Origin of the sequence: Candidatus Nanosynbacter sp. HMT-352 (assembly GCF_021222645.1) — a bacterium.
Taxonomy (GTDB): domain Bacteria; phylum Patescibacteriota; class Saccharimonadia; order Saccharimonadales; family Saccharimonadaceae; genus Nanosynbacter.
The window spans coordinates 101,463-122,798 of record NZ_CP089520.1; the positions used below are offsets into that span (position 1 = coordinate 101,463).

At 42.7% G+C, this 21,336-nt stretch carries 25 protein-coding genes; 20 read left to right on the forward strand and 5 right to left on the reverse strand.

The window, feature by feature from the left end; translation table 11 throughout:
* Positions 1 to 16: 16 nt before the first annotated feature.
* The 7 genes from ileS (at position 17) to LR957_RS00570 (ending at position 7,039) form a co-directional block, all read left to right on the forward strand.
* Complete coding sequence (ileS, locus tag LR957_RS00540) at positions 17 to 2,926, forward strand: isoleucine--tRNA ligase (RefSeq protein ID WP_232273051.1); 2,910 nt, start codon at positions 17 to 19, stop codon at positions 2,924 to 2,926.
* A gap of 87 nt (positions 2,927 to 3,013) precedes the next feature.
* Complete coding sequence (locus tag LR957_RS00545) at positions 3,014 to 3,742, forward strand: hypothetical protein (protein WP_232273052.1); 729 nt, start codon at positions 3,014 to 3,016, stop codon at positions 3,740 to 3,742.
* Between the two features lie 97 nt (positions 3,743 to 3,839).
* Positions 3,840 to 4,055, forward strand: coding sequence for a hypothetical protein (locus LR957_RS00550; RefSeq protein WP_232273053.1), 216 nt, complete (start codon positions 3,840 to 3,842; stop codon positions 4,053 to 4,055).
* 46 nt (positions 4,056 to 4,101) lie between these two features.
* A complete protein-coding gene (locus tag LR957_RS00555; RefSeq protein ID WP_232273054.1) occupies positions 4,102 to 4,929 on the forward strand; it encodes a sugar phosphate nucleotidyltransferase in 828 nt (275 codons plus the stop codon).
* A gap of 69 nt (positions 4,930 to 4,998) precedes the next feature.
* Positions 4,999 to 5,304, forward strand: a complete 306-nt coding sequence (rplU, locus tag LR957_RS00560) for a 50S ribosomal protein L21 (RefSeq protein WP_232273055.1) — start codon at positions 4,999 to 5,001, stop codon at positions 5,302 to 5,304.
* Between the two features lie 95 nt (positions 5,305 to 5,399).
* On the forward strand, positions 5,400 to 6,164 hold the full coding sequence (locus LR957_RS00565; RefSeq protein ID WP_232273056.1) for a ParA family protein: 765 nt from the start codon (positions 5,400 to 5,402) through the stop codon (positions 6,162 to 6,164).
* Positions 6,161 to 7,039, forward strand: coding sequence for a ParB/RepB/Spo0J family partition protein (locus tag LR957_RS00570; RefSeq protein ID WP_232273057.1), 879 nt, complete (start codon positions 6,161 to 6,163; stop codon positions 7,037 to 7,039). Before LR957_RS00565 ends, LR957_RS00570 begins: the two co-directional genes overlap by 4 nt.
* Before the next feature lie 7 nt (positions 7,040 to 7,046).
* On the opposite strand, the gene lepB is transcribed toward LR957_RS00570, so the two are convergent.
* Positions 7,047 to 7,652 carry a signal peptidase I gene (gene lepB / locus LR957_RS00575; protein ID WP_232273058.1) on the reverse strand — a complete coding sequence of 202 codons (606 nt, stop codon included), beginning with the start codon at positions 7,650 to 7,652 and terminating at the stop codon, positions 7,047 to 7,049.
* Positions 7,653 to 7,693: 41 nt separating this feature from the next.
* On the opposite strand from lepB, the gene LR957_RS00580 reads away from it, so the two are divergent.
* A complete protein-coding gene (locus tag LR957_RS00580) occupies positions 7,694 to 9,337 on the forward strand; it encodes an LCP family protein (RefSeq protein WP_232273059.1) in 1,644 nt (547 codons plus the stop codon).
* 21 nt (positions 9,338 to 9,358) lie between these two features.
* Positions 9,359 to 10,123, forward strand: a complete 765-nt coding sequence (locus LR957_RS00585) for a hypothetical protein (protein ID WP_232273060.1) — start codon at positions 9,359 to 9,361, stop codon at positions 10,121 to 10,123.
* Here LR957_RS00585 and prmC read toward each other — a convergent pair.
* Entirely contained in the window at positions 10,120 to 10,944 is an 825-nt protein-coding gene (prmC, locus tag LR957_RS00590) for a peptide chain release factor N(5)-glutamine methyltransferase (protein ID WP_232273061.1), read from the reverse strand. The genes LR957_RS00585 and prmC overlap by 4 nt on opposite strands.
* A gap of 131 nt (positions 10,945 to 11,075) precedes the next feature.
* Between prmC and LR957_RS00595 the strand changes: the two genes are divergently transcribed.
* Positions 11,076 to 11,405 (forward strand): hypothetical protein, encoded by a 330-nt coding sequence (locus LR957_RS00595; protein ID WP_232273062.1) that lies wholly within the window; start codon positions 11,076 to 11,078, stop codon positions 11,403 to 11,405.
* Here LR957_RS00595 and prfA read toward each other — a convergent pair.
* Positions 11,395 to 12,465: a peptide chain release factor 1 gene (gene prfA, locus LR957_RS00600; RefSeq protein ID WP_310736997.1), complete on the reverse strand. Its 1,071-nt coding sequence runs from the start codon at positions 12,463 to 12,465 to the stop codon at positions 11,395 to 11,397. The two genes, LR957_RS00595 and prfA, sit on opposite strands and share 11 nt — an antisense overlap.
* 60 nt (positions 12,466 to 12,525) lie before the next feature.
* On the opposite strand from prfA, the gene LR957_RS00605 reads away from it, so the two are divergent.
* Positions 12,526 to 13,125 (forward strand): hypothetical protein, encoded by a 600-nt coding sequence (locus tag LR957_RS00605; protein WP_232273063.1) that lies wholly within the window; start codon positions 12,526 to 12,528, stop codon positions 13,123 to 13,125.
* 60 nt (positions 13,126 to 13,185) lie between these two features.
* Here the strand turns inward: LR957_RS00605 and LR957_RS00610 are convergent, their stop codons facing one another.
* Complete coding sequence (locus LR957_RS00610; protein WP_445082934.1) at positions 13,186 to 13,530, reverse strand: type B 50S ribosomal protein L31; 345 nt, start codon at positions 13,528 to 13,530, stop codon at positions 13,186 to 13,188.
* Positions 13,531 to 13,621: 91 nt separating this feature from the next.
* On the opposite strand from LR957_RS00610, the gene LR957_RS00615 reads away from it, so the two are divergent.
* The 4 genes from LR957_RS00615 to LR957_RS00630 all read left to right on the forward strand — a co-directional run bounded on the left by LR957_RS00615 (position 13,622) and on the right by LR957_RS00630 (position 16,522).
* Positions 13,622 to 14,608, forward strand: coding sequence for a hypothetical protein (locus LR957_RS00615; RefSeq protein WP_232273064.1), 987 nt, complete (start codon positions 13,622 to 13,624; stop codon positions 14,606 to 14,608).
* Between the two features lie 109 nt (positions 14,609 to 14,717).
* Positions 14,718 to 15,446 (forward strand): 30S ribosomal protein S2, encoded by a 729-nt coding sequence (gene rpsB / locus LR957_RS00620; protein WP_232273065.1) that lies wholly within the window; start codon positions 14,718 to 14,720, stop codon positions 15,444 to 15,446.
* A 1-nt stretch (position 15,447) separates the two neighbouring features.
* The gene (gene tsf, locus LR957_RS00625; RefSeq protein WP_232273066.1) at positions 15,448 to 16,044 is read left to right on the forward strand and encodes a translation elongation factor Ts; all 597 of its coding nucleotides are present in this window, start codon (positions 15,448 to 15,450) and stop codon (positions 16,042 to 16,044) included.
* 157 nt (positions 16,045 to 16,201) lie between these two features.
* On the forward strand, positions 16,202 to 16,522 hold the full coding sequence (locus tag LR957_RS00630; protein WP_232273067.1) for a hypothetical protein: 321 nt from the start codon (positions 16,202 to 16,204) through the stop codon (positions 16,520 to 16,522).
* A gap of 52 nt (positions 16,523 to 16,574) precedes the next feature.
* On the opposite strand, the gene recF is transcribed toward LR957_RS00630, so the two are convergent.
* Positions 16,575 to 17,627, reverse strand: coding sequence for a DNA replication/repair protein RecF (gene recF, locus LR957_RS00635; protein ID WP_232273068.1), 1,053 nt, complete (start codon positions 17,625 to 17,627; stop codon positions 16,575 to 16,577).
* Positions 17,628 to 17,717: 90 nt separating this feature from the next.
* Between recF and frr the strand changes: the two genes are divergently transcribed.
* Genes frr through LR957_RS00660 form a run of 5 tightly spaced genes read left to right on the forward strand, consistent with a single transcriptional unit; the run spans position 17,718 to position 21,323 of the window.
* Positions 17,718 to 18,272, forward strand: coding sequence for a ribosome recycling factor (gene frr / locus LR957_RS00640; protein WP_232273069.1), 555 nt, complete (start codon positions 17,718 to 17,720; stop codon positions 18,270 to 18,272).
* Positions 18,272 to 18,691, forward strand: coding sequence for a hypothetical protein (locus LR957_RS00645; protein ID WP_232273070.1), 420 nt, complete (start codon positions 18,272 to 18,274; stop codon positions 18,689 to 18,691). Before frr ends, LR957_RS00645 begins: the two co-directional genes overlap by 1 nt.
* Positions 18,684 to 19,379, forward strand: coding sequence for a polyprenyl diphosphate synthase (uppS, locus tag LR957_RS00650; protein ID WP_232273071.1), 696 nt, complete (start codon positions 18,684 to 18,686; stop codon positions 19,377 to 19,379). The genes LR957_RS00645 and uppS overlap by 8 nt, the downstream gene beginning before the upstream one ends.
* On the forward strand, positions 19,376 to 20,536 hold the full coding sequence (locus LR957_RS00655) for a M50 family metallopeptidase (RefSeq protein WP_232273072.1): 1,161 nt from the start codon (positions 19,376 to 19,378) through the stop codon (positions 20,534 to 20,536). The genes uppS and LR957_RS00655 overlap by 4 nt, the downstream gene beginning before the upstream one ends.
* Positions 20,517 to 21,323: a CPBP family intramembrane glutamic endopeptidase gene (locus LR957_RS00660; protein WP_232273073.1), complete on the forward strand. Its 807-nt coding sequence runs from the start codon at positions 20,517 to 20,519 to the stop codon at positions 21,321 to 21,323. The genes LR957_RS00655 and LR957_RS00660 overlap by 20 nt, the downstream gene beginning before the upstream one ends.
* Positions 21,324 to 21,336: the final 13 nt, after the last annotated feature.

The following is a 21,336-nucleotide window of genomic DNA, read 5'->3' on the forward strand; positions in this document are numbered from 1 at the left end:
TAAAGGAGGCAATATAATGAAATTCAAACACGGAACACGTCGTCGAGCTGCGGAATATGAGAAAGATTGGGTGCAGCGATGGAAAGAGGATGACACATTTAACAAGTCGGTCGCGCAGCGTCCTGCTGATAATTCTTGGGTTTTTTATGACGGTCCTCCATTTTTAACGGGAACGCCACACCACGGACATTTGTTAGTTAGTACTGTAAAAGATACGATGGGACGATTCCACACGATGAAAGGTCAGCGAGTTGAGCGCCGTTGGGGTTGGGATTGTCACGGACTACCAGCAGAGGTTTACGTTGAAAAAACGCTAGGCATTTCTAATAAAAAAGAGATCGGCACGAAGATTAGCGTTTCGGATTACGTAAAGGAATGTCGAGCGGCTATGGTGCGAACTGGCACCGAGTGGGAAGACACGATTGAGCGAATTGGTCGTTGGGTCGAGTTTAAGGGCGCTTATAAAACCATGGATAATAATTATATGGAATCTGTTTGGTGGGCGTTTAAGAGACTTTACGAAGAAGGCAAAATCTATGAAGGTGAAAAGATTTTGGTCTATTGCACGAAGGATGCGACGCCAATTTCTAAGAGTGAAGTGGCTATGGAAAATAGCTATCAAATGGACACCGACCCGAGCTTATTCGTCTACTTTAAGCTGGAAGATGAAGATGAGTATTTGCTTGCGTGGACGACAACGCCATGGACTTTGCCGGCAAATATGGTCTTGGCGGTAAATCAAGACGTTGATTATTCTTTAGTGGCATATGGCGATAAAAAGTTTTATGTCGCAAGTGACTGTGTTGAGAAAGTTATGACGGATGAAAAGCATCAGCCGCTTGAATATTCGATTGTTAAGACGATTAAAGGTTCTGAATTGGTAGGTAAGCGATTTGAGCCGCTATTTGAAAATCGTGGGCCGGCTGCACATAAGATTCTTCACGCCGATTTCGTGACGACTAATGATGGTACGGGAATTGTTCATATTGCGCCAGCTTACGGTGAGGATGACTATGAATTGTGTCGAAAAAATGACGTACCAGTATTGTCGTTGGTTGACGGTGATGGAAATTACACAGAAGGTAGATGGCTGGGTCGCAATATTTGGGAAGTAAATAAAGAGATAGCGAAGACTTTACTGGAAGAAGGTCGGGCGCTGAAAATTGAATATATTCGCCACGAATATCCGCATTGTCATCGATGCGGCACGAAATTGATGTACCGTGCTCACCCAAGTTGGTTTATGGATATTCAGAGCCAGAAAAAGGAAATGTTGGAGGCGAACGAGCAGACCAGCTGGACGCCAGATAATCTGAGGACTGGACGATTTCACAATATCATTGAGCAAGCACCGGATTGGAATTTGAGTCGCGATCGTTATTGGGCAACACCAATTCCAGTGTGGAAGGGCGTGAAGAATGATGGCACGGAAGTGGTGAAAGTGATTGGAAGCTTTGCAGAATTTGAAGAAGTTACGGGTCGCAAGTTGGACGATTATCACTTGCCGCAAGTTATGGACGTTACGTTTGAGTGCAACGGCGCAGAAATGCATCACATCGGTAAGGTTTTGGACTGTTGGTTTGAGTCTGGTTCGATGCCGTTTGCCCAGTTCCATTATCCATTTGAGAACAAGGAAAAATTTGAAGCAAGTTTTCCTGCCGATTTCATCATTGAGGCGATTGACCAGACACGCGGTTGGTTTTATAGTTTAACAGCAGTAAACGTGGCTTTGTTCGGTAAATCTCCGTGGAAGAATTTGATTTGTACTGGATTTATCAATGCTGCCGACGGTAAAAAGATGAGCAAGAAGCTAAAGAATTATACCGATCCGATGGAACTTATGAATAAGACTTCGGCCGACAGCTTCCGATTCTTGATGCTTTCAAGTCCGCTAACAAACGGCGAAAATTTTGCCTTGGCGGATAAGGATGTGATGGATGTAGCGCGCAAGCTTGGTATGATTTGGAATATGTACGATTTCTTCACGATGTACGCTGAAGTTGATGGCTGGGAGTTTAGTGGCGATATATCAGATCCGCTTCACGATTTAACAAATCCGTTGGATATTTGGATTGTGTCGAGGTTGCATCAATTGATAACAGAGGTCGAGAGAGGTCTTAATAACTATAATTTGCAGGATGCGACCAAGCCGATTTTGCCATTCTTAGATGATGCAAGTAACTGGTATGTTCGACGTAGTCGTCGTCGCTTCTGGAAATCTGAAGATGACGGCGATAAAAATGACGCTTACCGCACGCTCCATTACGTTTTGGTGCGACTTAGTTATATGCTAGCGCCGTTTACGCCATTCTTAGCGGAAGAATTGTACCATAATTTGACGGGCGATAACGAGTCGATTCATCTTAAAGATTGGTTGCCGGCTGGTGAAATAGATAATTCAATGCTACGCGACATGAATGCACTACGTACTGCGGTGAATGATGGCTTGTCGAAGCGTGCATCGGAGGGAATTAAGGTGCGTCAGCCGTTGGCGTCTGTTAAGCTTATCAATACTATTTCTCAGGATACGCCGGCGGAAGTTGCGCAGTTCTTGATTGATATCGCTAAAGATGAATTAAACGTGAAATCGGTTGAAATTGTTACAGATTCAGAGTCTGAGTCAGCGCAACCGAGCGTTGTTTATGACTTAACAATCACTCCTGAACTAAAACGCGAAGGCTTGATGCGTGAAATTGTTCGCCACGTCCAAAGCGCACGCAAGCAGGCTGGTCTGCAGATAGATGATCGAATTATGCTGAGTATTTCTAGCGACGATTCTGAAATATATCAAGCTATTGACACTTTCGCTGATATCATTAAATCTGAAACCCTTGCCGTGGAATTAAATTCTGCAGTTGATGAATCAGAAAAATATGACGCCAAAATCGAGAGCAAATTGGTAGAAATTTCCCTGAAAAAAGCTTAAAAAACCAATTTATAACGTCTACGCTTGCAAAAGTCAAGGGCAGCTAGTATAACAAGTTCATAGCATAATAATTTGAAAGGATAAGCTATGACTAACTTAATTAAGGTTGGAGCTATCGCTGCGTTGGCTACTGTTGGCGTGATATTCGGCAATGTAACCGCGTCTGCGCTAGAAACTACTCCGCCGGCTGCACCAAAAATAACAGTTTCCACCGCTCAATATAAGGGTGAGAAAAATACAATTAAATTTGAAGGTGCCGCGAACGACCATTATCGATTTGTAATAACTAGCGGTGCAAATAAAATTCAATTAAACAGCGCTATTCGTCAGGAATTGATGCAGGGCAGTGAGCTGTCGATCGAGGATTTGGTGAAGAAGTATTACCCAAGTTCTGCCAATCCAATCCCATACGATACTCCTATTTCAATTGACACATACTGGTTCGACAAAGAAGGTAATTACGACAACTCATTGCGCCAAACTGTCGCATTGACTGTTGGTGACAATCTGACAAAGGCTGTGAAGTTGAGTCAGACATCAGCAACATTGAAAAACCCAGAAAGTTTGCCGGAAGCTCCTGCTAATCCAGATCCAGCTACTCCAGTAAATCCTGAAACTCCAGCTGAATCAGAAAATGTTAATGTAACAACTACTCCAGTTCCAGTAGAATCAACCCCAGCTTCAGTTTCTTCTCCTCGTAAAGAAACTAAGCCTGCTGAGACTTTGGCTGAAACTGGTGTAAGTGTATATTCAGTTATTGCCGCTGCAGTTACAGTTATTACCGCTGGCGGTGCTGCAATCATTAAGCGATCGTAATCTTATAGATTCTCATAAGAATTTCAGTAAAAAATATCCTCCTCTTCATGGGGAGGATATTCTATTGACTTTTAACCACACTTATGCTAATATATAATTGTTAATTGATAAAAATAAAAAAGTTATGCAAAATTTATTCAACAAATTATTTGGTAGTAAAATAGGGTTTTCGCCAATCGACCCGCTGGCAGGCGGACTTGCTGAAGAAATTATTAAAGAACAGCAAGAGCCGCAGGCAATTCGGCTAGACGTTGACGAAATAGAAGATATTCGTAAATTTTGGTCTCGTGCGGATGGCAACTTTGATGATTAATGATGTATAATTACTCCCACAAAGAGCTGAAAATGTAGGAGGTGTTATGATTACTAAAGCTATTATTCCGGTTGCGGGCTGGGGCACGCGAATGTTGCCGATTACTAAATCTATTGAAAAGTGTATGTTGCCGGTCGGTACAAGGCCAGTGATTGATTATATTGTGCAAGACGTTGTGAGAGCGGGCGTGAAGGATGTTTACTTCGTAGTTGGCGAGCAGAGTACGCAGGTGCAGAGCTATTATCGTTCGAACATTCAATTGAACGATTATTTGCGTCGAGTGGGAAAAGAAGATAAATTACCTCTGGTGGCGCCACTTCGCGACATCCGAATACATTTTTTAACTCAGCCGGGAACTGGTGGTTACGGCACGAGTATTCCAGTTGGTCTGGCGAGCGAATTTATCGAACAGGGCGAGTCGGCCTTTGTGATTATGGGCGATCAATTCTTTTGGCGTGGCGACGGCGGTTCAAACGCGGCAGATTTGGCGGAGTTGGTGGAATCGCGTGGATTGTCGGCTGGACTATTGGGAAATCCTGTCGAAGAGGAATTTATCCCGCAAACAGGAATTATTGAAACTGATAGTCAGGGCAATTTTGTGCGAATAATTGAAAAACCAAAATTGGAAGAAGCTCCAAGTAACCTCAGTAATTCAAGTTTTTACGTCTTGAACAAAGAGATTTTTGAGTTGGCGCGAACTTTGCCGGCGAACCCTAAGAGAGGCGAGTTTGAACTAACGGACGCGATTAATGCTTACATCGATGGCGGTGGCGTGATTGTTGTCGGCGAAGCTAAGGGCGAATATATGGAATGCGGCTCGCCGAGCGGTTGGCTGAAGGCGAATAATGCTATGGCGAAAAACGCTGCTTGCTAACTGTACTTGATTTTATTGCTAGTTTTTGATAGAATTATTAGAGTTAATTCATAATAATTAAGGAACGAAATGAAAGCAGTCGTAAAAATCTCTGGCAAACAATATCTTGTCAGCGAAAAAGAGTCCCTCTTGGTGGATCTCCTCCCTGAAGGCACAAAAGAACTCACTCTCGACGCACTTTTAGTGATTGATGGTGATAAAATTAAGGTTGGTACGCCAACTGTAAAAGGCTCTAGCGTTAAGGCTAAAGTCGTAGAAGCCGAAGTTAAAGGTGATAAACTTCGCGTTATTCGCTACAAGAGTAAGAAGCGTGTTCACAAAGAAACTGGTCATCGCCAGAAATACACGAAGATTGAAGTCACGTCAATCAAATAATCCAAAGAGCCGCTTTTGTAAAAGAAGCGGTTTTTTGATGTCTGTTATTTATGTTCTGCTCATGCTATAATTAAGGCAGGTAAAAAGGGGAACGAATGACAAAAATCATTGCGGTGACAAATCAAAAAGGTGGCGTCGGTAAAACAACGACGTCAATTAACGTAGCATATTTTTTGGCAAAAGCTGGCAAGAAAACGTTGTTGGTGGATTTTGATCCGCAGGGTAATGCTACTAGCGGACTTGGAATAGATAAGCAGAATTTGGGCGCAACAATATCAGAGGTGATTATGCGACAAATTGACCTGGCTAATATCATATTGCCAACGGAATATAAAAACTTATCAATTGCCCCAGCTACACCTCATTTGGCGAATACAGAAGTGGAATTGGCGCAGGCGCAGGGAAGGTTTGTTCGCTTGCGAGAGGCTTTACAAAAGGCGATGGATTACGATTATATTATTATTGATAGCCCACCGAGCTTGAGTTTGTTGACGGTCAACGGTATGATTGCCGCTAATTATGTACTGCTCCCAGTTCAGGCGGAATTTTACGCTCTGGAAGGGTTGGGGCAGCTTTTGGAAAGTATGAAATTGATAAAGAAGGGGCTTAATCCACCTCTGGAATTATTGGGTGTTTTACTGACGATGATGGACTCCAGAACTACATTATCTGGGCAAGTTCATGCTGAGGTTAAAAAGTATTTTCCAGATAAGATTTTTAAGAATAGCATTCCGCGAAATATTCGCTTGGCTGAAGCTCCTAGTCATGGCGCGCCAGTTGGAGCGTATGATCGTTTTTCAAAAGGTTCTCGGGCTTACAAGGCGCTAACGAAAGAAATTATAGAGAGGGTGGAACGATGAAAAAAGGTTTAGGCAGGGGTTTTGGGTCATTGATTCCAACCAATTTGATAGATGAAACGTTCGATCCGACAGCGCAACAGGACGTGAAAGTTTCTCATTTGAGAGATATTGCTATTAATCAAGTCATCCCAGATCCTGATCAGCCGCGTCGCTTTTTTGATGAAAATGCTTTGAATGAGTTGACAGAATCGGTGCGCGAGCATGGTGTAGTTCAGCCAATTGTCGTGACACCAAAAGGCGATAAATATCTGATAGTGGCGGGCGAGCGACGTTGGCGGGCGGCGAATAGGGCGAATTTAACAGAGGTACCATGCATAGTCAGGAGTATGAGCGATCAAAATCGCCTGGAGATTTCTTTGATTGAAAACTTGCAACGGCATGATTTGAATGCGCTTGAAACTGCGACCGCTTATCAAAAATTGCGCGACCAATTCAATATGACACTGGAGGAAATTGGCAAACGTTTGGGTGGCAAATCTATAAGTGCGGTCAGCAATACATTGAGGCTACTGAAATTACCGAAGTCTGTGCAGCAGGCGTTGTTTGAGGGGCGATTAAATGAAGGGCAGGCAAGACCTCTAATTGGTTTACCTGATGACGCCGCGGAAAACATTATGGAGCGAGCTATTCGCGAGGAGTGGTCGGCGCGACGGATTGAGCAGGTTGTTACTCTGTGGAAGCAGGCGAAGGCTAGTCCAATCGAGAACAAACGACGTCCGGCAGATATGCCTCACGCAGATGCTGTTGAGAGTCTTTCAAAGCGATTTGGCACAGGGGTGAAAATTCGTACAAACGGCCGTGGAGCTGGTCAGATCAGTATCAAGTTTAAGGATAATCTTGAATTTGAACGAATAAGAGGATTACTCGAGAAATAATTTTTTATTAGAACGAGCGAATTTTATTGAATGGAAATATTCGTAGGTTAACTGGCCCAACGATGTCATAAAGGGGGATCGGTCCCATGCAGTTTCGAGAGTCGCAAGAATAGCTTCCTTGGCGGTGATCGCCCATAACGAATATTGTGCCTTCCGGTACGGTCGTATCGACATCTCCAGAAGTAGGTTGTCCTGGCTCATTCTTATTGACTGAGGTGTCAGGGTTAAATCCGTCGGGATTTTCTGTGTTGTAAACAGTTACGGTGCCGTTTTTCACAGTAACTCGCTCACCAGCAAAAGCAATTACGCGCTTAACGATGTACTCATCTTTACCTGTCGAGGCGTTAAAATTCGGATTCTTAAACACAATTATTTGTCCGCGCTTTGGGGTATAATTTTTATTTTGCAATTTTGAACCAGTGACGGGCAATCGATTGACGATCAGACGATCGCCAGTGTACATCGTCGTTTCCATACTGGCGCCTTCAACATTGAAAGTTTGAAATACAAAAGTGTTCAATAAAAGTGTACCGATCACCACGCCAACAACGAAAATGACCATTCCCAGGCCATCTTGCAACTTCGGATGACGATCCATAAAAGTAGCGTCCATTACTTTAATTATAAGCGTTTTGTATGTTATAATCAATAGATATGAAATCACGCAAACAGTCGATGGACGGATTTGTCGCCAAGCGACCACAGCGAACTTCGTTGGGGGAAATTACTAGCAAAAAAACGACTACGCTCGGGCATCCTCGTAGTAACGAAGATAGTCCGCAAGTGTCGAATAATGCGACAAAGAATATTCAGCAGCCAACTTCTACTAATAAATTAAAGCAGAATATTAGCGAATCGTTGGCGGCGATTGATGAAAACACCAAGCCTTCTCATCGACAGGAGCGCAAACAGAAGCGTAAGAAAAAGTTAATTACCAGGATTATTCTTGCGATTATCGGAATTATTATTGCAATTGTGGCGGGCTGGCTGCTATTAAAATTATGGCAGACGATGAACTCGGTGTTCCATAACGGCGGAATCTTAGGGTTGTTTTCGCAGCAGAAACTGAAAGAGGATGCTTATGGCAGAAGTAATGTGCTGATTTTAGGTACAACAGATGACGATCCGGATCATCCGGGTGCGACATTGACCGACTCAATGATGATTCTTAGCGTCAATCAGACAAAGAAGGACGCGTATATGTTTAGCATTCCGCGTGACTTGTATGTAAAATTTGGCATGGCGTGTAATTCTGGCTACGCTGGTAAAATCAATGAATATTTTGGTTGCGTGAATAACGGAGATAGCGCGCAGGCGGAAGCCGAACGGATGGATAAAACGAAGAAATTCATCGGCGATATATTCGGTATGGATATTCAGTACGTGGCGCATATTAATACTGCGGTGATTCGTGATGCTGTCAATGCGGTTGGCGGAGTTACCGTTGACGTGCAGAGTCGTGATCCACGAGGAATTCTTGATCCTAGCATGGACTGGATGTGTCGAGCGAAGGAGTTGAATTATCAGCAACGTCGTGAACGATGTCCAACGGGCCACTATATGCAATTGACTAACGGCAAGCACGAAATGGACGGCGAAAAAGCGATGTGGTTCTCTCGAGCACGTGGTTTGGTGGCGCCAACTTACGGATTGGAGCAGTCTAACTTTGACCGAGAGAAAAACCAGCAGTTGGTTATGATGGCACTGAAAAACAAAGCTACTTCCACAGGAACGCTGACTGATTTTGGTAAGGTTACATCTCTGATGGATGCGATGGGCAAAAACTTGCGCACAAACATTGACACGAAAGAAATCCGTACAATTATGAACCTTGGCTCGGAGATAAAAGAATCTGATATTCACAGATTGAGTTTTGTAGAGGAAAACAACGTACTTATGACTACTGGCACGGCGGGTGGCGCAAGTATAGTTCAGCCAGCTGCGGGATTGTATGATTATAGTGATATTCGTTCTTATATAAAATCTGAGATTTATGCAACGCCATTGTCTAAGGAAAAAGCCACGGTTGCTGTCTTGAATGGTTCTGGTGTGGCTGGTGCAGCGCAGAAAGAAGCGGACAAATTGACAGAATTAGGAATGAAAGTTATTCATGTTGGCAATACTCCAGGTGGTGAGAAAATAGCAAAAACCCAAGTTTATCAATTGCCAGCTGGTAAAGAAAAAACTGCTACAAAAGATAAATTTAAGGAGCTGTACGGTTCAGTTTCGTCAGATTCTTCGAAGTATAATTTGAATGTTGACGCGCAATTTATCGTTGTTGTGGGAACTGGCTCATAATTTGGTATAATAGAGTAAGTTATGGAGTTACTGAAAACTGTTAAGCGAAGAACGTTTTGGAGCGAATTAGTTTACTATGTCTTAAATATTGGCTTGGCGGCAGCATTGCTTGTTATTGCTCAAGCGTTTCAGACTCCATTTCCAGCGTTAGCACTTGTTGTACTGAGTAAATGGCGCATAATTGCCGTTCGTCCGCGTTTTTGGTGGGCAAACATCCAGGCTAACTTGGTTGACTTAACGGTTGGAATTGGTGTTGTTGGTCTGATGTATCTACCTACGTCAGTGTTTTATTTCCGCGTAGCTTTGGCTGTATTATATGCAATTTGGCTAGTCGTGATTAAGCCGATGTCTAAGCGCTGGCAGGTCGCCATGCAGTCGTTAATCGCTATTTTCGTCGGTGTAACCGCTCTGATGGTGGTGTCGTACGAGTGGCCAGTTTCTGTGGTTGTTATTCTGATGTTCTTGATCGGCTATAGTTCTGCGCGTCATTTCTTGCACAGCTATGACGAAGAACAAACGGTTTTACTTTCGGCAATCTGGGGACTCATCTTTGCTGAGCTAGGTTGGCTGTCGTATTATTGGACTTATAGCTACGGAAAGTCATTATTTGGCGGTGTTTCACAAGTTACAATAATCTTATTGCTATTCTCGCTCGTTGCCAGTAAAGCTTACCAATCTTACAACAAGCATAAAGCTATTCAATTTTCAGACATATCCGCTCCGGTGATTCTTACTATCGGAATTATCTTAGTGATGCTAGTATTCTTGAATTCGGTAGTGATTTAATCTTGGGCGCCAGTGAAACTCAGGACTAGGATGTAATTGAGAACTCTCTCTTTTACAAAATCATTTTTCATGGCTTCGTCAATTATTCTATTGTGCTGCTGAGGATCCGCCTCAATAAATAACAAACCTTCTGAGGTGAGACATCGTGGTGCTTGTGAGATCAATTGCAATATCAATTTCAATCCTTCGTCTTCGGCGAAAAGCGCAATTTCTGGTTCGTATTTGAGTTCTGGTGACACGTCCCAGCTCTTATCGACGTAGGGCAAATTAGCAAAAATGTAGTCGACTGGTTTGAGTTGGCCATTAAGTAATGATTGCTGTTGAATATGGACGTCCGCATTTAAGGCATTCGCATTTTTTTCTGCAATGTTTAAGGCTGGTTTGCTGATATCGGATAAAATTACCGACAAGTTACTCCTCTCTAATTTGGCAGTAATTCCCAGACAGCCAGATCCTGTGCCGACGTCAATTAAAACTTTTTCGGCAATTTCACTGGCGGTCAGTTCTAAGAATAATGAAATTAGATCTTCGGATTCGGGGCGGGGAATTAAAACAGAGGGAGATACAGTGAATTTACGTCCGTAAAATTCTTTATAGCCCAGAATGTAGGCAATCGGTACGCGGTCTAATCTTAGGTCTAGTCTGGCATTTGCGATGTCAAATCTTCTGGAGTCAATTTCTTCGTCCAGGTGAGCGTGTAGGTAAGTGCGGTTTTTTCGTAAAGTGTTGGCTAATATCAATTCAGCGTCTAATCTGGCGGATGAAATTCCAATATTTTTCAGGGATTTGGTCGCTGTTTTTAACCATTCAGAGATAATCATATTTCTAATTATAACATATATCTATGGAATGTAAAAAGCGAGAGTAAGAATAGATAGTATTGACAAATAAAGAAATATATAGTATTGTACAATTATGTTATTAAGTGAAAAAAAGGATTATATTAGATAATATGTCAAAAAAGTACGAGCCTCCTATCGCTAACGTGGTTATGGGAATAGGTCTTGAAACAGGGGCTGATTATGGATGGAATAGGGCTAAAGAAACTCCAGTTGCAGCAGTAGAGAGTGGTACTGAGGTGTTGTTGAATCGACGAGAGAAAGAGCGTCAAGAGATGACTCCAGGGGAGCAGAGGGCAGCTGATGAAGCGGCGATTAAGGGTTTATATGGAAAATATAAACAGCGCGCTAGCGACGAATCTTTAAGTCCTGACGACCGCGATAAGTGGAGAGAGGCTGCGCTTAATTTAGAATTTAGGAATCCAGACCTCTTTAATGATTAGCATTCTGAGCTTTCAACTCGCGCTCATATCTCTGTAGATTTTCAATCAAATCGTCGACATCCCCGTTCATTGCAGCGGGGATGTTGCTACGGCTGTAGTGAATGCGGTGGTCGGTGATTCGGTCTTGAGGGAAGTTGTAAGTTCGAATCTTCTCCGAGCGGTCGCCAGTTCCAACCAACGAGCGTCGCTCGGCACTTAATTTGGCGTTTTCCTCGTCGATTTTCATCTGTAGTAAGCGCGAACGAAGCACGCTCATAGCTTTCTCACGGTTTTTAATTTGCGATTTTTCGTCTTGGTTTGTAACTATCATTCCAGTCGGCAAGTGTGTGATTCGCACTGCTGAGTCTGTGGTATTCACGCTCTGTCCGCCGTGTCCGCTGGAGCGGTAAATATCAACGCGCAAATCGTTCGGGTTTATCTCAATGTCTGCTTCTTCTGCTTCTGGCAAAACCGCCACCGTTACAGTTGAAGTATGGACGCGACCTTGGCTTTCAGTTACTGGAACTCGCTGAACTCGGTGTACGCCACCTTCGAACTTCAATTTAGAGTATGGCGCGTCGCCCTTGATCATGAAAATAACTTCTTTATAGCCGCCAGAATCATTGGCTGATTCGCTAATTAGTTCTACTTTATAGCCGTTAGATTCGCACCAACGTAAATACATGCGGTATAGTTCCGCTGCAAACAACGACGCTTCATCGCCGCCTGCACCAGCGCGGATTTCCATGATAATATTCTTCTCATCGTTGGGGTCTTTTGGGGTGAGAAGGATGAATAATTCTTCTTCTAATTCGGTCAATCGAGCTTCGGTTTCAGTAATTTCAAGTTTCGCCAGAGCGGCCAATTCACCGCCTTCGTTAGCTAATTTTTTGGCCTCTACTAAGTTTTTTTCCAGGTTTTCTCGCTCTTCGCCTTTGGAAATAAGCGTCTCTAATTCTGAAAATCGTTTATTTTTTACCGTAAAATCTGGTGAGCTGTAAGCATCGGGTTGCGCTAAAAAATTGCTCAAATCAGCTCGTTCATTTTTTAGAGAATCCATATCTAAAGAAATCTTTGCCATATCTATAAAATTATATCATACATTGACAAATGTTTCTCAGTATTGTATTATATAGACATAATGAGAGAATGCAAGGGTGATTCGCATGATTTGGCTTACGAAAATACTGATAAGTTGGCGCTTTGCGATGTTGGAAAGTCGCCTGAACTGGTGCAATGTATTGAAGATCTTCCAGAGGATATGCCAGCAAATGATTCGAGAGTTGATTTGATTGTGAAGAGTTTGTTTGAGATTGATACTCATCCAATAGAGAAGCCAGTTTCACTATACGATTTGAATGAATTAATTAAAGGTAATATTGCCGGTGAAACGAAAATATCTATATATGAGGGTGAGTGGCCTGACATGAGAGCGATTCCGGAATCTGATATTCCGTTGCCGGTTGAATTATTTGTGGCTGCACCGATGATTAAAGATTGGCGAGAAGGGCGAGTGTCGGAATCAAAAGGTGGAAAAAGTAGCCGCGATATTATTAGACAATACGCAGAAATGGATCCGAAGACTAGCCCTCCAATACGCAAAGTAGATATTGTCGTGGATTCTGATGGCGGAGTATTTTTGGCTCTACAAGGTGACGGCGCTCACCGCTTATGTGCTGCAAAGATGCGGGGAGACCGTGAAATATTATGTCGCGAGATAAGTGTTGTCAGATTGAACTAGCGTAAAATAAAACCGCCCAGTGATTGAGCGGTTTTTGAACTGTCGGACTAATTTGTTAGATTATTTAGTCTTTTTGTCTGATTTTGGAGAATCAGTCTTAGTTGCTTTTTTGGCATTGGCTTTCTTTGCTTTGTTTGCCAAAGCTGCTTTACGAGCTTCAGCAGCTGCTTGACGAGCCTTAAAGCGATCAACACGACCTTCGGTGTCGATAATCTTTTCTTCACCAGTAAAGAATGGGTGTGAAGCTGATGAAATGTGAACCTTAACTAATGGATATTCGTTGCCGTCTTCCCATTTGATGGTTTCGGTTGTTTGCGCTGTTGACTGAGTCAAGAACGCGAAGCCCGCTTGTTCGTCGCTAAATACGACAGGGCGATAGTTCTGTGGGTGAATACTGCTTTTCATAACTGCTCAATTGTACATAATTTATCGGAAAATGTCAAAAGCTCGTAACCTTAACTTTGCTATTCTGGCGAAATTATGACATAATATAGGTATGATTGAGTTACCGACCAGTCCTGACGCTTTGAGTGAGTTAAGTCCAGTGGCGCCGCCAAAGTTATTATTGCAGGCTCAAGACGCTAGTCGAGATAATCTTATGGTCTATGTAAAAGCGGATGATTATTTGCGCACGGAAACGAGCGATCCTTCATTCATGAAAAGTCGACGCGAAACAACTGAATATAAAGCTCTGAATGAATTTTTATATTTTATGAAAATGGTTGAGCCTTATGTACCCGATCACATAAAGGATGATGCTAGAGAATTAAGAAATGAATTGGTTTTTTTGGGCATGTCGGAATTGCATTTTGCGGCAACAGCGCTAGCAAAAAGACTTAGGTACCATTTAGAAGTTGATAATAAGCCAGTCTATATTGACGTAGGAAATTCGCTAAGTCAGTGTCGTGTTAAAAACGAGATGAAAAGTAGTCAGTATATTTTAAGTCTGGTCTTATCTAAATTTCTAGACGATGAATTCGAAGAATATGAAGGTAGGCTGAAAGTGTATGGCGGCAGGGGTGAGATTGACAAGAGCTCTAAGATTTTATTTATCGATGATTGGATTATTGGCGGCGATCAGGTGAGAGAGCGAATTTCAGTATTTGGAGCATATAATAACCCCGGGGCTCATAAGGTGAGTGTATTAGTTATGGCAGCTAGTAGTAGCTACATTAATAATGGTATAGTTGCGGACTCTCTGTGGGGGGAGGTGACATATCCTGTAGAGGCTTACTACAGACTCAAAAATGACCATAATGATTGGGGTGTGAGTAGAGTAACAGGTATACATTCTTCGACTGATAGCACATTTGGCTGTGAGGTTGATGATATAGCTTATCGTGCTATCGAAGGGGGGATTCTCAAGGGGGAGAGAATTGATAGATTAACTTTACCTGCGTTGGTAAATATAGTACGACCGTATCGAAATGGTGAAGATTTTGATGGTTTATCGCGATTCAGACAATTGCTAGAGAAAGGGTAATATTTGCAGATTTATTGACTATTTGGTATAATCGCCAGGTAACTAATTTTAATGACACAATCCGTCTCACACTCCAAATCGTGAGCGGATGAGGCAAAAGGAGAAGAGAATGTCTGTAAAGGTAGACATTAAGGCTTTGCTGGAGTCAGGTGTTCATTTTGGACACAAAACCAGCCGCTGGCACCCAAAGATGGCGCCATATATTCACAGTAAGCGTCAGGATAGTCACATTATTGACTTGACTAAGACCGTTGAAGCTTTGGATAAGGCTTTGCCAGAATTGACAAAAATCGCCGCATCAGGCCGTAAGGTTCTGTTTGTTGGTACCAAAAAGCAAGCTAAAGATGTTGTTCGCGAAGCAGCTGAAAAGATCAACCAGCCATACGTAGTTGAGCGCTGGATTGGCGGTATGTTGACTAACGGTTCAACTATTGCTCAGCAAATTAAGAAGCTGAAGAATCTTGAAAAGCGAATGGCTTCAGGTGATTTGGAAAAGCGTTATAACAAGCTTGAAGTTCAGCGCTTCCAAGAGGAAATCGACAGCTTGAATATGAAATATGGCGGCATCAAGGATTTGATGGGCAAGCCAGGCGCTGTTGTTGTAGTTGACGCATTGACCGACGCAAATGCAGTTCGTGAAGCTCAAACTTTAGGCGTACCAGTATTTGCAATTGTTGACACCAACGTTAACCCAACGGGTATTGATTACGTAATTCCAGGTAACGACGACGCTGTTAAGGGTATTCAATTGCTATTAGACTACTTCACTGCAGCTGTTGCTGAAGGCGCAGGTAGTATAAAGACTGAAGAAAAACCAGCTAAAAAAGAGGAGAAATAGGATGGGTGTTTCTGTTGACGACATTAAGAAGTTGCGTGAATTGACTGGTATTGGTTTGACGGACGCCAAGAAAGCTTTGATTGAAGCTGAAGGTGATTTCGACAAGGCCTTGGAGGAGATGCGTAAAAAGGGCTTGACGAAAGCTGAAAAGAAAGGTGATCGTGAAGCGCGTGAAGGTTTGATTGAAAGTTATGTTCACTCTGGTCGAATCGGCGTTATCGTTGAGGTAAACTGCGAAACTGACTTCGTGGCTCGACTTGACGACTTTAAGACATTGGCGCACGAAGTTGCTATGCAAATTGCAGCGATGAGTCCAAAGTATGTTTCTGAAGCTGACATTCCAGCAGAGGAAATGGAGCGCGTTAAAGCTGAACTTATGGCGAGTGAATCTTTGGCAAGTAAGCCTGAAGAAATGCGCGAAAAGATTGTTGAAGGTCAATTGAAGAAGCATTTTGCTGAGCAAGTTCTTATGAGTCAGGCTTACATTCTGGACGACTCTAAGACTGTTGAGCAGCATGTTAAAGAAGCTATCGCTAAATTGGGCGAAAACATTGTTATTCGTCAGTTTAAGCGAATCGAGCTGGGTGTCAGCGAATAGATTTTCACGCAGAGAAGAAGTCGGCCGTAGCAATGCGGTCGATTTTTATGCTTTCAATATTTATCATAAGCATATTGACAATATTACAAATACGTGCTAGTATTAGTACATATTAAAAAAGCGGCATATAGTCGTAAAGAAACAAAAAAGGAATAATATGAGTGAAACATTAAGCCAAAATCCAGATTCTTCTCCCAATACAGCAACTGACTGGAGTGTTTTGGAGGGGGACAATGATAAAGGGACTGATGTAAATCAGGCCAGTCCGGAAGAGACTGCTAAGCAATTTGAAGAAGCTACAAGGGACGTTATTGCTGCTAGAGAAGAGTTGTTTGAACTTTCGGAGGCGTCTAGAAATAATCCAGAAAATGATGGGGCGTGGCAGGCTACTAGAGAACGATCAGTGGCGCTGCAGGCTCTTATAAAGCGTAGGAATGAATTAGCAAAACAAATGGCTAACGAGCAACCTATAGAGTAAGTAGGGATTGAGTAGGAGAAATAGATCCGCCTTCACGTGAGAGGGCGGATTTTTATTGTGTGGAAATTATTGAGCAGCCGTCTTTTTGGTGGCGCGCATCTGTCGTAGTGACGATAAATTGATGATTCTGGATGGTTTCTTGAAGAAGTTTTTCGCGTGTGGCATCTAATTCAGAAAAAACGTCGTCCAGTAGAATTAGCGGTCGAGATTGGCTGACTTCCGTTTGAAGTTCTAGCTCTAATAATTTGAACGCCAACATAATTGTTCGCATTTCGCCGCGTGAAGCAACTTTAATGGCGGGCTGATTATGGAGGAAAATTGTGAAATCTTCGCGATGCGGGCCAGCAGAAGTAAATCCTGTGACTATTTCATATTCGCGGGATTTTCCTAAGCGATTAAGTAGGGCTTGGTCGTAATTTTCCAGAGGTACAATAGCGCCGTATTCAATGGACAATTGTGTATCTTTTCCCGCTAAAGATTCGTATAAATTTTTTATACGAGGCTCGTTTATCTGGAGAAACTTGGCTCGTTTTTGGGCAATGTTGGTCGCATATTGGACAAATTTTATATCCCAAGCAAACAGGTTATCGCGCCAAATTGATGAGTCTTCTTGGTGGGATTTTAAGAGCTCGTTGCGTTGTAAAAGAGTACGATTGAAAGCTCTTAAATCCGTGTCATATTTGGGGTCAAGTCGGGCAATTAAGCCGTCCAGAAAATCACGTCGTCGGGATGGTGAAGAGGAAATCAATCTTAGTTCGCTTGGCTCAAACAAAACGACAGGCAAGCGGTTTTTTCTGGTTAAGACTTTTGATTTATTGTCATTGATGATGAATTCTTTGTTGATTTTTCCAGAAATTGAGTCTAGCTTAATACGTCGCTCGCCGAAATCGCCCTCCAGATGAACAATTGTTTGCGGAGCGTTCAGCGTCATACAGTCGCTAAGGCTGCCCCGAAAACTACTGCCGCGCAGCGCTACATAAACCGCCTCGAGCAAATTCGTCTTGCCGGTGCCATTTGGTCCAACAATTACCGTACCAGAATTGCTAAAAGCCGCTTCGTGCAGATGATAAGACCGGAAATTGTATAGCTTAATCTTAGAAATCACTCTGTTATTATAGCACGGGGCGTAAGGCGAAATTAGCAGACAAGACGCCCGAAGTTTGATATAATAACGGATAGATAAATTGGAGGAAATATGTTCGACACAAACCCTTATGAAGAAAAAATGAATGCAGCGTTTAGCTTTTTTCAAGATGAATTGAAGAAGGTGCGAACAGGTAGGGCGCACGCTGGAATGCTCGACGGTGTTATGGTTGAGGCTTACGGTTCAAAAATGCCGCTTAATCAGGTTGCAAACGTAACCGCTCCAGAGGCACAAATGTTGTTAGTTACGCCATTTGACCCGAGTAATATTACAGCAATTTCTTCTGCAATTCGCGATAACCAAAGCCTAGGTTTTAATCCGTCTGACGATGGGCGAGTGGTTCGCGTTCCAGTTCCAGCTTTGACGGAAGAGCGCCGCCACCAACTGGTGAAACAGGTTAGCGAGAAGGTTGAGGAGGCTCGAATTGCGATGCGTAATATTCGCCAAGACGCTCTTAAGGATGCTAAGCGAATGAAGGATAATAAAGAGCTGAGCGAAGACGATTTGAAGCGTGTAGAGAAAGAGATTGACGGCTTAATGAGTAAGATGCAAACGCAAATTGACGAGGCGTTTAAGGCGAAAGAAAAGGACGTCTTAACAGTTTAATGAGCGAAACTTTTGCCGACAAAGTGAAGGCATTGGATTTGCCGTTGGATCAAATTATTGTTATTGGTAGCGGGATTTTGGATCAATTGGGGATTCGTCCAGCTGTTGATATCGATCTTGCGGTGAGTTCTGATTTAATGAAAAAGCTCTCCGAAGAAAGTAGCGATTGGATTAAAAAGTTCGACGATAATCAGCGTTTTTATTTTATAAAAGATGATGGTTCGGCTGAAGTTTGGGATGGATGGGAGTTTGATGGGCAAGTTGTTAGTTATGATGGTTTGCTTGATTACGTGGTGGAGTATGATGGTGTGAGATTCGTCAATTTAGAGTTTTTATCTCGATGGAAAAAATGGCGCAGTCTTGAAAAAGATACTCAAGATGTAAAATTAATTGATGAATGGAGGGCGAATAATGAGTGAAAATACGAATTTGCCGCGGCATATCGGATTTATTGTTGATGGAAATCGGCGATGGGCAAAGCAGCATGGCTTGCCGACATACGAAGGACATCTGGCGGGCTATAATGCGCTAAAAGATGTGGCGTTGGAGGTTCTTCGTCGAGGCGTGAAATATACGAGCGCTTACGTTTTTAGTACGGAAAACTGGAAGCGGTCAGAGGAAGAAGTCCGACATTTGATGAAATTGCTATTGAACATACTGAAAGCTGATCTTCCGATATTTATTGAAAACGAGGTTCGCTTGAGGGTTATTGGGTCTAGGGAAGGCTTGTCGGATCAATTGATCAAAGCGATTGACGAGGCTGAGGAGAAAACTGCCGATTTGAAAAACGGAGAATTGGTCTTATGCTTGAATTATGGCGGACATTTGGAGATTGCTGATGCGGTTAAAAAAATTGTTCAATCTGGAATTTCTGTTGAGGAAATTACACCTGAGTTGATTGCTCAAAATATATACGCGCCAGAAGTGCCACCGTGTGATTTGATTGTTAGAACTTCTAGCGAGCAACGGCTCAGCAACTTTATGTTGTGGCGCTCGGCGTACAGCGAATTGATGTTTATTGAGAAGAATTGGCCAGACATGACAGTTGATGACGTATCGGTGATTTTAGAGGAATATGCAAATCGGAATAGGCGGTTTGGAAAATGATTATTTGGGGAGTACTTTTAGGGCTATTTGTTCTCATCTTATTGGTGGTTTTGCATGAATTAGGTCACGCTATTGTCGCCAAGAGAAATGGTGTTAAAGTTGAGGAATTTGGAATTGGGTTTCCGCCAGCCGCAAAAAAGTGGAAAGTAAAGCGAAGTTTCTTGGGTGAGAACGTAACGTTTAGCTTAAACTGGTTGCCGCTTGGTGGATTTGTTAGACTGAAAGGTGAATATGATTCTGCAAAAGGCGAGGGCACATATGGTGGATCGACATTTTGGGTAAAGACGAAAATATTGCTGGCTGGCGTTATGATGAACTGGATAACTGCAATTGTTTTGTTCACGATTCTTGCGATAATTGGCATGCCGAAAATCCTGTCGAACCAAGTTCAGCTACCGTTTGACGCAGACGTTCGCCGCTCGCCGGTGACAATAGCAAAAATCACACCGAATTCTCCAGCGGATAAAATTGGACTTAAGGTTAATGATGAACTTATTAAGATAAACGGTCAGCCGCTTACAGAGGCGGAAAAATTGCCAGTTATAACTAAGCAAAACGCTGGCAAGAAAGTCAGGGTTGAATATAGGCGTGATGGCAAAGAGTCATCTGTTGACGTTCAGTTGAATGATGAAAAGTCCGCGAAGGGAAGCGGATATCTGGGTGTTATTCCGGGGCAGACGGAGAAAATGTATAGCACATGGTCGGCTCCTATTGTGGGTGTTGCGACTACTGGGCAATTGTCATACGAAACTATCAAAGGCGTTGGTGTGTTATTGGTAAAAACCGTGCACGGATCAATTGGACAAATATTTGGTTCCGCAGAATCAAAAGAATCTGCACGAGCTGATTTGGCCTCTGTCAGCGGGAGCGTAGCAGGACCAATCGGCATACTGGGAGTATTATTCCCGTCAGTCGTTAATTCTGGAATTGAGCAAATCATTTTCGTAGCGGCGTTAATTTCACTGACGCTGGCTGTGATGAATATTTTACCGATCCCAGCGCTTGATGGCGGTCGCTGGTTCACGATGACAATTTTCCGCTTATTTAAGAAAGATTTAACAAAAGAACGTGAAGAAAATATTCAGGCAACTGGTATGTTAATTCTATTAATCTTAACAATTTTGGTGACGATCAGTGATGTTGGAAAACTCTTCTAAGAAATTAAAAAACCGCAAATGGTGGCTGATTTTGGTGCTTCCAGCTTGGGTTTATGGCGTATTTTTAGTAATGGAGGTTGTCGTTCCATTGGCGGTTGGTGTTTTGATAAAAATCGGAGTACCTCTCGGTTCTGTGAATTCAGTTATTCTTAATACGGTACTTTCGTTTGTTATATATATGTTGTCGCTAATTATCGTGATTGGTGTGCCGTTTTTGGTTAAGAAGCGCCGAACAACTTTGAGCAATTTGGGCGTGAATGACTGGCCGACGTTTTTGGAAATATTTATTTCTCCGTTTGCTTTTGTGGCTTACTTTTTACTAACAATGGTTACGATGAGTATCGCCAGCGGTGTTTTCTCGGTGGATATACAGCAAAAGCAGGCCATACCGTTCAGTCAGAGTATGCTGGCGACTCATTGGCAATTTATCATGGCGTTTGTTGTATTGGTGGTGCTGGCGCCAATTGTTGAGGAGCTTTTGTATCGCGGATATCTTTATGGCAAGTTGCGCAATTCTTTCTCGATTTGGCTATCAATTATCGTAACAAGCATAGCGTTTGGCGCGGCACATCTTTGGGTTGGTCCGGATTCGCCATTGCAATGGGCAGTGGCAGTTGATACATTTACTTTAAGCCTGGTTATGTGTGCAACTAGGGAATATACTGGCGCAATTTGGGTGCCTATTATGATGCATATGATGAAAAACGGAATAGCTTTTTATTTCTTGTTTATCAATACGAGCGTAATTAATCAGACGGAATCGTTATTGCCATTTATATTTATGTAAAGGAGAAAAATAT